Source organism: Pseudoalteromonas rhizosphaerae (genome assembly GCF_902498845.1).
Taxonomy (GTDB): Bacteria; Pseudomonadota; Gammaproteobacteria; order Enterobacterales; family Alteromonadaceae; genus Pseudoalteromonas; species Pseudoalteromonas rhizosphaerae.
Genome location: NZ_CABVLM010000015.1, coordinates 26,209 through 39,695, shown reverse-complemented (window position 1 = coordinate 39,695; position 13,487 = coordinate 26,209). Strand labels below are relative to the sequence as shown.

Genomic DNA, 13,487 nt, shown 5'->3' with positions numbered 1-13,487 from the left:
TTAAACTGATTTGATCCTAATTCAAAGCACCCAACAAAGCAAAAATATATTTGTTAAAACCCACTTACAAATAAGTGTTTGTAATCAATACACAGAAGATCACAGCGGCATCCTCTATAGGGATCGCAATTAGCTTACGAATAAGTGATAAACCGGAGCTTTATCCCGGGTGCTAACAATCTCATAATTGCGCTTAACTATCCCAAATTAGTTTCTAACGCTTTCGAAAACCATTACTATTGCGCATTCTATTGCAGCAACTAACGGATGCTTACATGCTCGACTTCGCAGTGCTGGGGGTATTTATACCCACCTTCTTTTTTGTCTCTATTACACCTGGGATGTGTATGACTTTAGCCATGACCTTAGGAATGAGTATTGGCGTGCGCAGAACTATGTGGATGATGATTGGCGAATTACTTGGCGTTGCTATTGTGGCTGTTGCAGCAGTCGCAGGGGTGGCAAGTATCATGCTCAACTACCCGACACTATTTAACGTATTAAAATGGCTCGGTGCAAGTTATTTAGTCTACATTGGCATTTCAATGTGGCGAGCAAAAGCAACCATCAAATTAGGCGCAGACAGTAAATTAAAAGTATCTCGCCAAGCGCTATTCTCACAAGGCTTTATCACCGCGATTGCTAACCCTAAAGGCTGGGCGTTTATGATTTCCCTGCTACCGCCGTTTATAAATATTGACTACGCGATTGCGCCACAATTGAGTATGTTAGTCGCCATCATTATGCTCAGCGAATTCACTTGCATGATGCTCTATGCCACTGGCGGTAAAAGTTTACGGCTGTTTTTAAACCAAGGTGACAATATCAAGTGGATGAACCGCATCGCTGGTAGTTTGATGGTCGCGGTTGGTATTTGGTTAGCAGTTAGTTAGCGGCCAACTAAGCACACGACTCACGCGCAATATTCACGACTGAATATTGCGCGCTAAATTTATATCTCTTTTACATCAGCGTTTAATCGCTATTAAACAGCACCTTTTTCATACTGCTCTTTTAAGGCAACCACTCGCTCACGCAATTCATCTGCAGTGACTGCATTGGCAGCAATAGGCTCGCCAACAGTCACAGCGACCAGCGACCATTTCAGTCGTGGAAGTCGCCATTTTGCTTTACGACTAAACATGCTGCCCCATAACCCGCCTAGATGGACAGGTATAACGGCCACCGGTGAACGCTGTATAATACGTTCAATACCACGGCGGAAAATATCAATCGAACCATCGCCAGTTAGCCTCCCTTCAGGGAAAATACCCACTAACTCACCGTTATCTAATGCTTTAGCAACCTCATCAAATGCTTCTTGAAACGCCTGCGGATTAGATTTTTCACTGTCAATTGGGATAGCTTTGGCCATTTTAAATAACCAATGCAACGCGGGAGAATAATAAATGGGGGCAAATACCATAAATCGAATAGGCCTTGGTGATGCCGCTAAAATAAACATCCAATCAACAAAGCTGACGTGATTACTCACCAATACTGCTGCGCCTTCACTAGGAATATTATGATCCCCTTTGGTACGCACTCGATACATACAAATGGTCAATAAATAAACAACAAAGCGTAAGAAGAACTCTGGCACCTTGGTATAAATATACACCGAGATCAGTAAATTCAATCCTGCCAGTAACAAGAATAACTGTGGGATCGTCCATGCAAATATAGATAGCATTACAATACTTAACACCGCACTGGCGACCATAAACAACGCATTTAACACATTATTAGCGGCGATAATGCGTGAACGGCTTGATTCAACGGTGCGTTGTTGGATCAAAGCGTACAATGGCACAGTATAAAAACCAGAGGCAATGCCAATGCCTGCCATCCAAATAAAATGCCAATACATGTCACCAGTATGCAGTATTTGTGAAAGTGTAAATAATTCTTCGCTTGGTAGCTGGTAAAAGCTCATTGCAGGCTCTTGGCTCAGTAAGTACAAAAATAATGTGATCAACAACGCGCCAAATGGCACAATACCTAATTCTATCCGCGAGCGAGACAACTTTTCACACAACAGCGAGCCTATTGCGATGCTCAATGAAAACACCACCAAAGCGCTGGTGACGACCAGCTCATCGCCAACCATGACATATTTCACATAATTTGGTAGCGCCGTTAAAATAATCGCCCCTATAAACCAAAACCAGCTGATACCAAGTACCGACTTTCCGACCGACTCAGTTTGTGAATTAAGTACCCTAAATAGGCTTTTGGTGGAGGAGAAAATATTAAAAGTAAACACTAAATTAGGATCATTCGCGGCGCTGATTGGAATAGAGCGACTACTCAAATAACCAATAATCGCCAGGCTTATAATTGCCACACAGATGACCGTTGGCCCCACCGTTTGGGTAATGTAATACGTGCCAAACGTTGTGCCAATCAATATAGCCACAAATGTCGCAGATTCAACAAGGCCATTGGCTTTGGTTAATTCATCTGCTGCCACGTGCTGCGGTAAAATGGAATATTTTAGCGGGCCAAAAAAGGTACTTTGTAACCCTGTTAAGAATACCGTGGTTAACATCAACCAAACAGATTGCGTTGAAATGGCCACAGCGCCTACTAGCATAATCGGAATTTCGGCAAGTTTTACGGTGCGGATTAATTTTGACTTTTCCTTTTTTTCAGCAATTTGTCCCGCCATCCCTGAAAATAAAAAGAACGGTAGAATAAATAAGCCTGCCGCTAAGTTAGCATAAAAAGCGCCATCGGCAACATTTGCCGTTTGAAAAATCAATAACAGTAGCACCGCTTGTTTATAAATATTATCATTTAACGCAGAGAAAAACTGGGTGACAAAAAGCGGTAGAAAGCGCTTACTCTTTAGTAAAGCACGCTGATGTTTTTTATTATCTTGCATTGTGATCCTTACAAATTAACCAAACTGGTGAAAAAAAGACTCCAGCTACTAAAAATAGATTACCCAGTTATTGGATAAATTACGATCAAACTTTTACCGCCAAGGTATAAAAACAAAAAACCTGCATAACAGACGTTAATGCAGGTTTTAAATTAATGCGCTTCTAAGAGCTAATTTTGACTAACCACTCGTCGGCCACTAAATGCATGCATTAATGTCATGCCATCGAGCAAATCAAGTTCGCCACCGACCGGAATACCATGGGCTATCCGCGATGCATCAACTTTATAACGGTGACAAAGCTGGGCAATATAATGCGCTGTAGTTTCCCCTTCAACTGTAGGGTTGGTCGCTAATATAACCTCGTTTATCCCACCTTGTTGCAACTTACTTTCAAGAATATCAAGGCCAATTTCATTTGGACCAATACCATCGATAGGTGATAAATGTCCCATCAATACAAAGTACAAACCTTTATACTGGCCAGTTTGTTCAATCGCCAACACATCGGTAGGTGATTCAACCACACATAAAATTCCGCTATCTTGGCGTTTGGGGCTTAAACAGATTTCACACTGCGGCTGCTCTGCAAAAGTACGACACGATTGACAGTGTCCTATTGCAGTCATCGCCTTGATAAGTGCATTACCAAGTTGAGTGCCCCCTTTACGGTCGCGCTCAAGCAGATGAAACGCGATGCGCTGCGCTGACTTTGGGCCTATGCCGGGCTGACAGCGTAGTGCTTCGATCAGCTGGTTTAAACTCTCTGAAAGTTGCATGTTTTATCTTAAAACGGCATTTTCATACCTGGTGGTAATTGCATACCGCCAGTTACTTTACCCATACGCTCTTGTGTTTCTTCTGCTACACGGCGTACTGCGTCATTACACGCAGCGGCAAGTAAGTCTTCAATAAGGTCTTTTTCGTCTTCCATCAAACTTTCGTCAAGTTCAACACGGCGAACATTGTGGTTACCAAGCATGGTTACTTTAACTAAACCGGCACCGGCTTCACCAACCACTTCTAAGTGAGCAATTTCGTCTTGGGCTTTTTGCATGCGCTCTTGCATTTGCTGCGCTTGCTTCATCATGTTACCCATTCCACCTTTAAACATAACTTTCTCTCTTTCTATTTCTAATTGCCATGAAGATAAGGGCTATTGCAATGAATTACAATGCCTGAATACTGTTTTCATCGATAATTGCAGAAAATAGCTGCTGTAACTGTACGATATTTTCATCACCGTTGATCACATCGATTGCTTGCTGATGGCGCCCTGCATCGATCTTTTGCTGAATTAAATAAGGCGAATCTATCACCCCAGGGGCAAAATTGATTGTCAGCTCAACATTATGCCCGTAAATACTGGCCAGCGCTGCACTAAGCTTTTGCCTTAACATCGGGGTATCGAGATGTTTTTGCGATTCATCCACTTCTAAGTGCAGCTGTTGTTGTTGCTTTGAATAAATTGAATGCAAAGCAAATTGACGCATCCGCCCGCCAAGTCCCATCCGCTTAATTAAGTATGCCCACTCATCTTGTTGATGTGCAAAACGAATATCGCTGATCGGGCTTTGAAAATCATCCGGTATTTGAATATTTATTTCAGGCTCAGGTGCAGCAACTACTTTTTGTGGATTAATTTGCTCTAGCAATTCCGGTGCTAAATTCTCAGTAATAGTCTGATGTTTTTCTTTAAAGTCAGGTTTCACACGCTTATTTGGGGCGATATTCGGCGTGTAACCATCAGTCTCAGGCTGACTACTTGCCCCCGTTATCTGGGGCTGTGACTTTTTTACCGCAGTACCGCGCTCAACCGCAGCTGGTTTATTCGTTGATGGCGCCACAGGTGTTTTACCACCAGAGAGCGTACCTGCACCAGAAATATTTCTATCTCGTAAAATACGTGCAATTGCGGACTGCGCTTGTGCTTCTTTTTGGCTAATATCTGTGGTATCTGAATAGTCAGAGAATGAGCTGTTATTTTGTGCTGGAGCGGTTTGCTCTGCGCTATATTGATGCTCAGGCAAAGATTGTTCTGGCGCATGCTCAAAGCCACTATGAAAGCCCTGCTCCACTGCGTTATTCATTACCTCATCATATTGGGATACTAGTTGTTGCTCAAGCTCAGCATCTGAATCATGCTCATTACCATGCGCGGCTTCGTGCATAATTCCCGAATTTGTATGTGGTGCAGTAGTAACAGTTGGCTGCGTATCGACAGGTGCTGTTTGCTCACCGGTTACAGAGTGTTCAGTTGTTGCAACGACTTGTTCAGGCGCACTCACGGCCGTTTTTAGCGGTGCAGCTTGAGGCAATGATACTTGGTTATCAACAGGCTGTGGTGTTGCAGGCTTATTTTTATTGAGAATATCTCTCAATGCTGCTGAGCGAGACCGGTTGTTATCGGCCGCTGGTGCCTGCGCCGCAGTACTTGCAAGCATTTGGCTATCAACTGGTTGAAATGCCAGTAAGCGCAGCATAACCATTTCAAAACCTAAACGAGGCTCTGGCGCCCATTGTAAGTCTTTTTTGCCATTAAGCAGTAATTGATAATAAATTTGGATTTGTTGTGAATCGCAGCTCTTTGCTACTTCACTTATAAACTCGCGATTATATTCATCTAACTTGGCGGCATCGGGCACTAATTGGGTTAATTGTGCTAAATGTGTAAGGCCAATTAGATCATCTAACAAAGCAATATAATTTGGGTTTTGGGTGGCAACTTGCTCTATTTGCGCCATCAATGCATGGCCGTCTTGGGCTAATAATGCAACCAGCAAGTGCTGGCTATAATGGTTGTCCATCAACCCTAGCATTGCTTGCACCGCTTGATGCTTAATATCACCATTCGTTTGAGCAATCGCTTGATCAGTTAAACTCAATGCATCACGCATACTGCCATCAGCAGCTTTGGCGATAATTTGCAGGGCTTGAGTTTCAAAACTTAATTTTTCTTCACCTAACACATATTCAAGTTGTTGGAGTATTTCAGGTTGCGATAACGCATTAAGATTAAACTGCAAACAACGCGATAAAATGGTGACAGGCAGTTTCTGTGGATCCGTCGTCGCTAATAAAAACTTAACGTGCTCAGGCGGCTCTTCCAAAGTTTTTAATAATGCATTAAAACTATGCTTTGAAAGCATGTGTACTTCATCGATCAGGTACACTTTGTAGCGACCGCGAGTTGGCGCGTACTGCACGTTATCCAATATCTCACGGGTATCTTCAACTTTAGTGCGCGATGCGGCATCTATCTCAAGTAAGTCAATATAACGACCAGTTTCGATATCTATACAGCTGCTACACTTGCCACACGGTTGCGCCGAAATGCCTTCATCACAATTTAAGCTTTTTGCGAAAATACGTGCGATGGTGGTTTTACCCACCCCGCGAGTCCCAGTGAACAAATAAGCGTGATGCAGTCTGTTTTGTGTTAAAGCATTAATAAGCGCTTGTTTCACATGGGACTGACCGACCAATTCATGAAAGGTCTGTGGACGCCACTTTCTCGCTAGGACTTGATAACTCATTAATTATTCGCCTTCGAATTCAACCAATTTTAGGATTTTAATCCCCATTTTTGCAATGCGTTGCTCGCCACCTAGTTCTGGTAAAGAGACTACAAATGCTGCATCTGTCGCATGACCACCCAACTTATTGACTAATTTAGCGGTCGCTTCAATGGTACCGCCGGTTGCCAATAAGTCATCGACTAAAAGCACTTTGTCACCTGGGACAATAGCATCTGTATGCAGCTCTAATACATCTTCACCATATTCTAGCTGGTAATCTTGAGAGATCACTGCACGTGGTAGTTTACCCGGTTTACGCACTGGAATAAAAGGAATACCTAATGCATATGAAAGCGGCGCACCGAAGATAAAACCACGTGATTCAGTACCTATAATCTTGGTAAAACCTTGATCTTTATAAGCTGAAATAAATGCATTAATTGTTGCTTGAAATGCAGCGGGATTAGCCATTAGCGTAGTTACATCACGGAACATAATGCCTGCTTTAGGGTAATCTGCAATAGTAGTTATGCTATCTTTAATGATAGATGGAGTTACTTGAGTCATAATTTAAACTGTTTTATCTGTAATATTACAAAGCAGACAATTATAACATCACAAAAATGAGTTGTCGGTAAGAAGTTAAATAATTAAGTAATAAGACTGCACTATATACAGCCTTATTATAATTTAGCAGTGCCAAATTAAGAGACTGTGGTGATCCAGCCTAGGATTGCATTTAAACAGCCAATTCCTGCAAACACAGCTAAGAATGCAAGAAAATACATTGCATTAAACGGATCTTTAAAATCTTTATCTTCTGACATAGGTACTACCTTTTATTAAGCGCGACGAATTAAGGCGCACATAATAGACGATGTAAAATAATCAATAAAGACTTTAAGGGTGATTTTTTGTCACGATAACGCCACGCTCTGCCATTGCATGTAATGTTGCTGTAGCACCTTGCACAAGCTGTTCTGTAGTAAATTGCGGCGCTTGTAAAGCAACTTGCTCCACCAACGAAGCTAATTTGATACTCGGTGTTGTATCTATAATCGCCAGTAATAATGCGGTCATTGCATTGGTAGCAAGAAATTGTACTTCGTCGTCGGTATCGCGATACACCACAAAATAATGAGGCTGTTCACTAGGCTGCTGTGGTTGAAAATCAACACTAATATGCTGTACAGCAAACTGATAACTTAAATTTCGCGCGCAACTACCCATATAAAGAGGCACATTACTCAGCGGTGCATTAATGATGCAATCAGTTGGATCCGCATGCGCAACCGAGACATCAAGCTCAATCCATTCATAATGAGCAAGCTCAAGCATAAAGGGGGGATCAATTTCTTGCAATTGGTAATCACTACTTAAATACGCAATAAACTCACCAGCAATATCCAAAAAATAAGGTGATTGACAATCGTGTTCAGCAAAAAATTGGCGAACTAATCTTAACCAATTGTTATCGCTGTAGAGTGTTTTCAGAACCGGAAATGCTGAGGAAATAAAGCCATTGATATTATTGAAAAATAAATCACGGTAGATCGCCATACGACGTTCTTCAATGTCATCGGGCTTTGGTTGTGTATCTGGCGCTCGAATATGCGCCATAAACGCTTGTTGGGTTTCAATAAAATTCATATCAGGCACTTTCTTTTCGCTGTATTATTGCGTGCTTGGCTTGTAGTTGATGAATTATATCCAGCTCTTTGGTAAGCTCAGCGATAGCTGGAATATTAAAATCACGTTCCAATAAAGTCGCAAACACTCCATGATGTTGATAAGCACGGTCAAGTAATTGCCAAACAGGGTCAATCACGTCAGCGCCGTGAGTATCAATAAGTAAATCATCCGCCTCGTTGAAATGCCCTGCGACATGACCATACGCTATACGTTGCGATGGCAAGCTAGCTAAAAAATGTTCTGCATCATAACCATGATTTATCGAATTCACATAAATATTATTTACATCGAGTAATAACTTACAATCAGCTTGCTGTAATATTTCAGTGGTAAATTCTAACTCGCTCATTTGCTGACCAGGTGCGGCATAATAAGACACATTTTCGATAGCTATTTGCTGCTCGAGAATATCTTGCACCTGTTTTATCCGCCCAACAACATGGGCAATCGCAGCTTCAGTAAATGGGATCGGCATTAGATCATACATGTGGCCGTTGCCGGAACAATAACTAAGGTGCTCACTAAAAAGCTTAACGTTATGTGCTTTGAAAAAGACTTTTAAGGATTTAACAAATTCAATATCTAACGGTTCAGGTGAGCCGATCGACAATGACAAGCCATGACAAACAAAATTATTTGTATCGGTCAGTGACTTAAACTGCTTAGCAAAGCGACCACCGAGTTTTAACCAGTTCTCAGGCGCCACTTCCATAAAATCAATTTGCTTTGGTATCTGCGTCAATAATTCATCGAGCATTTCTCTGCGCAGCCCAAGCCCTACCATGCCAAATTCACTGTTACTAGATACAGTCATATCCACTCCTTCATTTAAAAGGGCCACAATGCGGCCCTTTTATAAACAAACTACTTAACTAAAGTGCAGGTTACATAACTTATCTAATTAATGGCTACCGCATTTGCCTTCTTTGTTAGCTTTAGCATCACCGCCGCATTTGCCTTCTTTGTTAGCTTTGTCGTTTTTAGCGTCGCCACCACACTTGCCTTCGCCGCACTTGCCTTCTTTTTTAGCTTTATCGTGTTTAGCATCGCCGCCACATTTGCCCTCGCCGCACTTACCTTCTTTTTTAGCTTTGTCATGTTTAGCATCGCCGCCACATTTGCCTTCGCCGCACTTACCTTCTTTTTTAGCTTTGTCATTTTTAGCATCGGCGCCACATTTAGCTTCGCCGCACTTACCTTCTTTTTTAGCTTTGTCGTCTTTAGTTTTAGCATCTCCACCGCATTTACCTTCGCCACATTTACCTTCTGTAGCATCGACTTGGTAGCCCGTTACCATTTGTTGAAATTCAAATGGATTCGCTTGAACATCTGTAGAAATAAAACTTGTGCTGCCTACAACTACCGCGCCTAATGTTAACGCAATTGAATTTTTTTTAAGTGTATTCATTTTATGACTCTCTCTAAACATGTAAGGGGTGTACTAAGTAGACCTTGCTACAAAAATAATATTTCACTTAATCGCAACTTTTTATTTGTTATTTACAATAACGCTACAAAAGAGTGAACAATTGAAGTTAACTATGGGAGTAAAATTGGCATTTATCAATGTTATATTTACAGGTAAACTACGTCTCCTTTTATCAAGTCAAAGTGCCCCTATCATGAAATTAGTTTTAGCGCCTATGGAAGGGGTTGTCGATTTTAAAATGCGCCAACTACTCACCGAAATTGGTGGTTTTGATTTATGCGTCACTGAATTTGTACGTGTTATCGATGCCTGCTTGCCTGATAAAGTATTTCATCGCTATTGCCCAGAGCTAAATAATAACGGTTTAACGCGTTCTGGCACTCCTGTGCGTATCCAATTACTTGGCCAAGTCGCACACGCATTAGCTGAAAACGCTGTCAGGGTAATTGAGCTTGGCTCTCACGGCGTTGATCTTAATTTTGGTTGCCCTGCGAAAACAGTCAATCGCAGTAAAGGTGGCGCTGTGCTGTTAAAAGACCCTGAACACATGTATGAAATCATTAAAGCAGTCCGTGATGCCGTGCCAAGCGAGCATCAAGTAAGCGCTAAAATTCGTTTAGGTTTTGATGATGACAGTAACAGTCAAGAAATTGTTGATGCCGTTGTTAGTGCCGGTGCCAATAGTATTGCTATACATGCCCGTACAAAGCGAGACGGTTATAACCCGCCCGCTTATTGGGAGAAAATTCCACCACTGATCAAAGATAAAAACATCGCCGTAGTCGCAAATGGTGAAATTTGGCAAGTAGAAGATGCACTACTTTGCCAGCAACGTAGTAGTTGTAAAGACTTAATGCTTGGTCGCGGTGCACTGTCGCATCCTGATTTAGCACGCAAAATAAAAGCACACTTTAATGATGAGCACTATGTTGGCTTAAAGTGGGAGCATATTCTCTATCATCTGATCCATTCAGCCATACATCATGACCCCGCGAAAGATGAAAAATATTTTGCTTCTCGTACTAAGCAGTGGCTGGGCTATTTAAAACGCCAATATAGCCAAGCCGATATTTTGTTCGATGAGATCAGACGCCTTAAAACAAAAGAAGATGTTGCCGATGTTTTGAAAAAATACGCTATCGCACCTTAATTTGACACACATCATAGTCGGCTTTTTTAAATTAATGAATACTGCAGCATTGCTCAACGAGGACAATGACAATGATCAATGCTCAATATCACCTTCAACAACTTAATACAGAGTTAGAGCAAGTAAGGCTGTGCTTGCTTACGACACTATCAAGTTCATGTAACCTACTGCATCACTCGCTAGCTGAAACCTTGCGCAAAAATAACCCTGAACAATGGTTAGAGCTTACGCAGAAGCAACTTGGCACTGAATATAAAGATATCATAGTACGTTTAGAACAACTTGAAGCGGCAGTCTGTCAAATCGATATCGGCCAATATGGTTATTGCTGTGACTGTGAAGAAAAAATTGACTCGCAACGGCTAAATGCCGATCCAACAGCGCAGCGCTGCGGCAACTGCGAGCCAAGGTCATAAAAATCAGCAAGCGAGCTTACGAAGTTGTTAAAAGTGTTGCGAACGCAAAACTTTGCGCCGGATAAAAAATGATATCAGCCACTAAATAATCGACTTGTTGTGGCGTCATTTTTAATCGTTTCAGTAAATTAACTTTCGCTTGTTGCACAGTCCAAGCATGGTAATGGATGCCAAGATCGGTTTCCATCATAGCTAACCAGAAAGTACGCTCTTGATTACTTATCTGTGTTGCAGCATGCCCTGCATAACCCCTTAAGCTCAAGTAATTTTGCGCCCAATCAAAGCCAACTTGCTTATCTTTAGACAATGCAAAACGCTGCTCAAGGACTGAGTGCTGATGATCAACTGCAAAACGCATAGAGTATGCACCTTGCTGCATTTCCTTCAACTGAGATTGCACTGCAACTAGCCAATTTATTGGTGCTTTAGTAGTGCCTGAGAAGTAATTTAACTTACTTTGATACCAAGACCCACCATTTGATAAGCCATGTAAACCAACACTTCCACGGGGTGTATAGAGCGCTAAATACTCATTAAACTCGTTGAGAGTGTGTTTAAGGTTTGCTGGAAGATCAACGCGAGTAAGATTCTTAGTTACCTGCGTTTGTAACGCATTAAGCTCAATTGAGTTGAGTCTAAGTTTACTCTCTTTAGCAAGCACCAACTGCTGCTGAGTAAAACTGAGCCAATTGTTTATGTTTGCAGTAATGTCGTGTTGTTGGTTATAGGCAAGCATATTATCAAGCACAGGAATATACACCGGCCATGTAAAATAGCGCTCCGGAAAACGCTCTGCAATAATAAGATAATCCAATGAACTCTGCGCGACAGGAGTGAAGTCTAAGGTTTGCATGGCTTGATATATGCTGTGACGCTCTTTCAAATATGCATCACTAAATGGAAACTGTTGCTCGTTAACTTGTTTAATTTCACCTGTTGGTCTTAAAAATTGATTTAGTGTTTGCAATGCTTGCTGAGCTTGCTCTTTACTTTGATACTGATTATTCGTATCACCACATGCGCTCAAGAAAAGTGCTGAGAAGCATATCCATATTAGGTGTTTTATCATGAGTTAATCCAATAAAAAAAGCCCCATAGGGGCTTTTTATAAATTGCTATAGCGAATTAAAGTTAAATCTTAACACCGTTGCGAGCGGCTTTATCTTTAATAAATACAGACCAACCTTTTGCAAACTTACGCGTGCGAGGGTCATCCATTGCTTTAGTAATTGCAGCATAAGCTTGCTTATACTTTTCTTGATAGTAATAAGCTTCCGCTAAATCTGAATAAATAGTTCCTGTCTTATCAGAACCTAATTCAAGCGCCTTGTTCAAACGAACAACGGCAGCACTATAATTTTGCGATTGTAAAAGTAATGAACCTGCTTTGCGATAAAGCTCAGCATCGTCATCAAATTTAGCCGCTTCTTCATAGTACTTAGCTGCTTTTTCAATATCTTTTGAGCGATGATAGTTACTGGCTACTGCGCTGATATTTTGTTTATTACGCTTAACAATTTTATCATTGATAGACTTCTCTAAAACCTTAGCGGCTTTATAAGGAATTTCATTCAATGAATAAAAGTTAGACAAAACTTTATAATCAACTTCAGTTTCAAAATAACCATTTTTGTAAGCTACTTCCATCGTTGCAAGACCAGTTTTATAGTCTTCCGTCTGAAGGTAGTATTTACCTAAGCTTACCCATGCTTTTTTATCATCTGGCCAGATACGAACAATTTCTTCACCAACTTTGACCATATTTTTATAGTCTTTAAGCTCAAAGTAAGAACCTAATTTTAATTGGTAAGGGCCTTTGTTAGGCTCTTTTTGAAGTTTAATTGCTTTATCAGCTGGTGTAAAAACATCACGGAATTTACCTAACTGATAGTTAGCTTGGGCTATACGAGTATAAACCGTTGCATCTTCTTCACCAGTAAAGTCCATCCATGCAACATAAGCATCTTTGGCTTTTTCATACTGCTCAGTACCAGCATACATATCGCCTAATGTTTTTAAACTTTGTTCTTGATCGGCAAAGTTCAAAACATCAGGGGCAACAGCTAATTGTAAGTAACCAATCGCAGTTTTGTACTGCTCTTTCTGGCCATACATGCTACCTAAATAGCGGTTAACGGTTGCTTTGTCGAAATCATCAGAAGCATCGATTTCTTTCAACATGGCGATAGCTTCATCAAGCTTTTCTTCGTTATACAAGTCAAACGCTTTTATAACTTTTTTACCAGTGCGCTCACCCATGATTCTAGTTTTTGCTTTCTTCCGCGCTTCAATTTTCGCGGGATCTGGCGCTGCTAGAACCGGTGCAGTAAATACTGCACCCGAGAAAGACATAAGTACCGCAAGTGCTGTTACTTTAGATAAATTTCTCATTACT

General features: G+C 41.3%; 14 protein-coding genes. 3 read left to right on the top strand and 11 right to left on the bottom strand.

The window, feature by feature from the left end; all coding sequences use genetic code 11:
- The first annotated feature begins 275 nt into the window (after positions 1-275).
- Positions 276-893, top strand: coding sequence for a LysE family translocator (locus PSR9079_RS19335; protein WP_149982906.1), 618 nt, complete (start codon positions 276-278; stop codon positions 891-893).
- A 92-nt stretch (positions 894-985) separates the two neighbouring features.
- Here the strand turns inward: PSR9079_RS19335 and PSR9079_RS19330 are convergent, their stop codons facing one another.
- The 9 genes from PSR9079_RS19330 to PSR9079_RS19295 form a co-directional block, all read right to left on the bottom strand.
- Entirely contained in the window at positions 986-2,887 is a 1,902-nt protein-coding gene (locus PSR9079_RS19330; protein WP_149982905.1) for an MFS transporter, read from the bottom strand.
- A 170-nt stretch (positions 2,888-3,057) separates the two neighbouring features.
- The gene (gene recR / locus PSR9079_RS19325; protein WP_149982904.1) at positions 3,058-3,666 is read right to left on the bottom strand and encodes a recombination mediator RecR; all 609 of its coding nucleotides are present in this window, start codon (positions 3,664-3,666) and stop codon (positions 3,058-3,060) included.
- Positions 3,667-3,674: 8 nt separating this feature from the next.
- Positions 3,675-4,001 (bottom strand): YbaB/EbfC family nucleoid-associated protein, encoded by a 327-nt coding sequence (locus PSR9079_RS19320; RefSeq protein ID WP_149982903.1) that lies wholly within the window; start codon positions 3,999-4,001, stop codon positions 3,675-3,677.
- Between the two features lie 55 nt (positions 4,002-4,056).
- Positions 4,057-6,423 (bottom strand): DNA polymerase III subunit gamma/tau, encoded by a 2,367-nt coding sequence (dnaX, locus tag PSR9079_RS19315; protein WP_149982902.1) that lies wholly within the window; start codon positions 6,421-6,423, stop codon positions 4,057-4,059.
- 3 nt (positions 6,424-6,426) lie between these two features.
- Complete coding sequence (gene apt, locus PSR9079_RS19310; RefSeq protein WP_149982901.1) at positions 6,427-6,972, bottom strand: adenine phosphoribosyltransferase; 546 nt, start codon at positions 6,970-6,972, stop codon at positions 6,427-6,429.
- A gap of 137 nt (positions 6,973-7,109) precedes the next feature.
- Positions 7,110-7,232 (bottom strand): hypothetical protein, encoded by a 123-nt coding sequence (locus PSR9079_RS24175; RefSeq protein ID WP_257325665.1) that lies wholly within the window; start codon positions 7,230-7,232, stop codon positions 7,110-7,112.
- Between the two features lie 73 nt (positions 7,233-7,305).
- Entirely contained in the window at positions 7,306-8,055 is a 750-nt protein-coding gene (locus PSR9079_RS19305; protein ID WP_149982900.1) for an HvfC family RiPP maturation protein, read from the bottom strand.
- A 1-nt stretch (position 8,056) separates the two neighbouring features.
- Positions 8,057-8,911, bottom strand: a complete 855-nt coding sequence (locus PSR9079_RS19300; protein ID WP_446441367.1) for an HvfB family MNIO-type RiPP peptide maturase — start codon at positions 8,909-8,911, stop codon at positions 8,057-8,059.
- A gap of 87 nt (positions 8,912-8,998) precedes the next feature.
- On the bottom strand, positions 8,999-9,505 hold the full coding sequence (locus PSR9079_RS19295; RefSeq protein WP_149982899.1) for an HvfA family oxazolone/thioamide-modified RiPP metallophore: 507 nt from the start codon (positions 9,503-9,505) through the stop codon (positions 8,999-9,001).
- A 214-nt stretch (positions 9,506-9,719) separates the two neighbouring features.
- Between PSR9079_RS19295 and PSR9079_RS19290 the strand changes: the two genes are divergently transcribed.
- Positions 9,720-10,676: a tRNA-dihydrouridine synthase gene (locus PSR9079_RS19290; protein WP_149982898.1), complete on the top strand. Its 957-nt coding sequence runs from the start codon at positions 9,720-9,722 to the stop codon at positions 10,674-10,676.
- Positions 10,677-10,747: 71 nt separating this feature from the next.
- Positions 10,748-11,092, top strand: coding sequence for a TraR/DksA family transcriptional regulator (locus tag PSR9079_RS19285; RefSeq protein WP_149982897.1), 345 nt, complete (start codon positions 10,748-10,750; stop codon positions 11,090-11,092).
- A gap of 16 nt (positions 11,093-11,108) precedes the next feature.
- Here PSR9079_RS19285 and PSR9079_RS19280 read toward each other — a convergent pair whose 3' ends face one another.
- Both PSR9079_RS19280 and PSR9079_RS19275 read right to left on the bottom strand, forming a co-directional pair.
- Positions 11,109-12,161, bottom strand: coding sequence for a hypothetical protein (locus PSR9079_RS19280; RefSeq protein ID WP_149982896.1), 1,053 nt, complete (start codon positions 12,159-12,161; stop codon positions 11,109-11,111).
- Between the two features lie 62 nt (positions 12,162-12,223).
- Complete coding sequence (locus PSR9079_RS19275) at positions 12,224-13,483, bottom strand: tetratricopeptide repeat protein (RefSeq protein WP_149982895.1); 1,260 nt, start codon at positions 13,481-13,483, stop codon at positions 12,224-12,226.
- Positions 13,484-13,487 lie beyond the last annotated feature (4 nt).

Coding starts and splice junctions, on each gene's coding strand:
- PSR9079_RS19285 (WP_149982897.1), top strand. CDS start 10,748: ATGATCAATGCTCAATATCACCTTCAACAACTTAATACAGAGTTAGAG.
- PSR9079_RS19305 (WP_149982900.1), bottom strand. CDS start 8,055: ATGAATTTTATTGAAACCCAACAAGCGTTTATGGCGCATATTCGAGCG.
- PSR9079_RS19275 (WP_149982895.1), bottom strand. CDS start 13,483: ATGAGAAATTTATCTAAAGTAACAGCACTTGCGGTACTTATGTCTTTC.
- PSR9079_RS24175 (WP_257325665.1), bottom strand. CDS start 7,232: ATGTCAGAAGATAAAGATTTTAAAGATCCGTTTAATGCAATGTATTTT.
- PSR9079_RS19295 (WP_149982899.1), bottom strand. CDS start 9,505: ATGAATACACTTAAAAAAAATTCAATTGCGTTAACATTAGGCGCGGTA.
- PSR9079_RS19330 (WP_149982905.1), bottom strand. CDS start 2,887: ATGCAAGATAATAAAAAACATCAGCGTGCTTTACTAAAGAGTAAGCGC.
- apt (WP_149982901.1), bottom strand. CDS start 6,972: ATGACTCAAGTAACTCCATCTATCATTAAAGATAGCATAACTACTATT.
- PSR9079_RS19320 (WP_149982903.1), bottom strand. CDS start 4,001: ATGTTTAAAGGTGGAATGGGTAACATGATGAAGCAAGCGCAGCAAATG.
- recR (WP_149982904.1), bottom strand. CDS start 3,666: ATGCAACTTTCAGAGAGTTTAAACCAGCTGATCGAAGCACTACGCTGT.
- dnaX (WP_149982902.1), bottom strand. CDS start 6,423: ATGAGTTATCAAGTCCTAGCGAGAAAGTGGCGTCCACAGACCTTTCAT.
- PSR9079_RS19335 (WP_149982906.1), top strand. CDS start 276: ATGCTCGACTTCGCAGTGCTGGGGGTATTTATACCCACCTTCTTTTTT.
- PSR9079_RS19300 (WP_446441367.1), bottom strand. CDS start 8,911: ATGACTGTATCTAGTAACAGTGAATTTGGCATGGTAGGGCTTGGGCTG.
- PSR9079_RS19280 (WP_149982896.1), bottom strand. CDS start 12,161: ATGATAAAACACCTAATATGGATATGCTTCTCAGCACTTTTCTTGAGC.
- PSR9079_RS19290 (WP_149982898.1), top strand. CDS start 9,720: ATGAAATTAGTTTTAGCGCCTATGGAAGGGGTTGTCGATTTTAAAATG.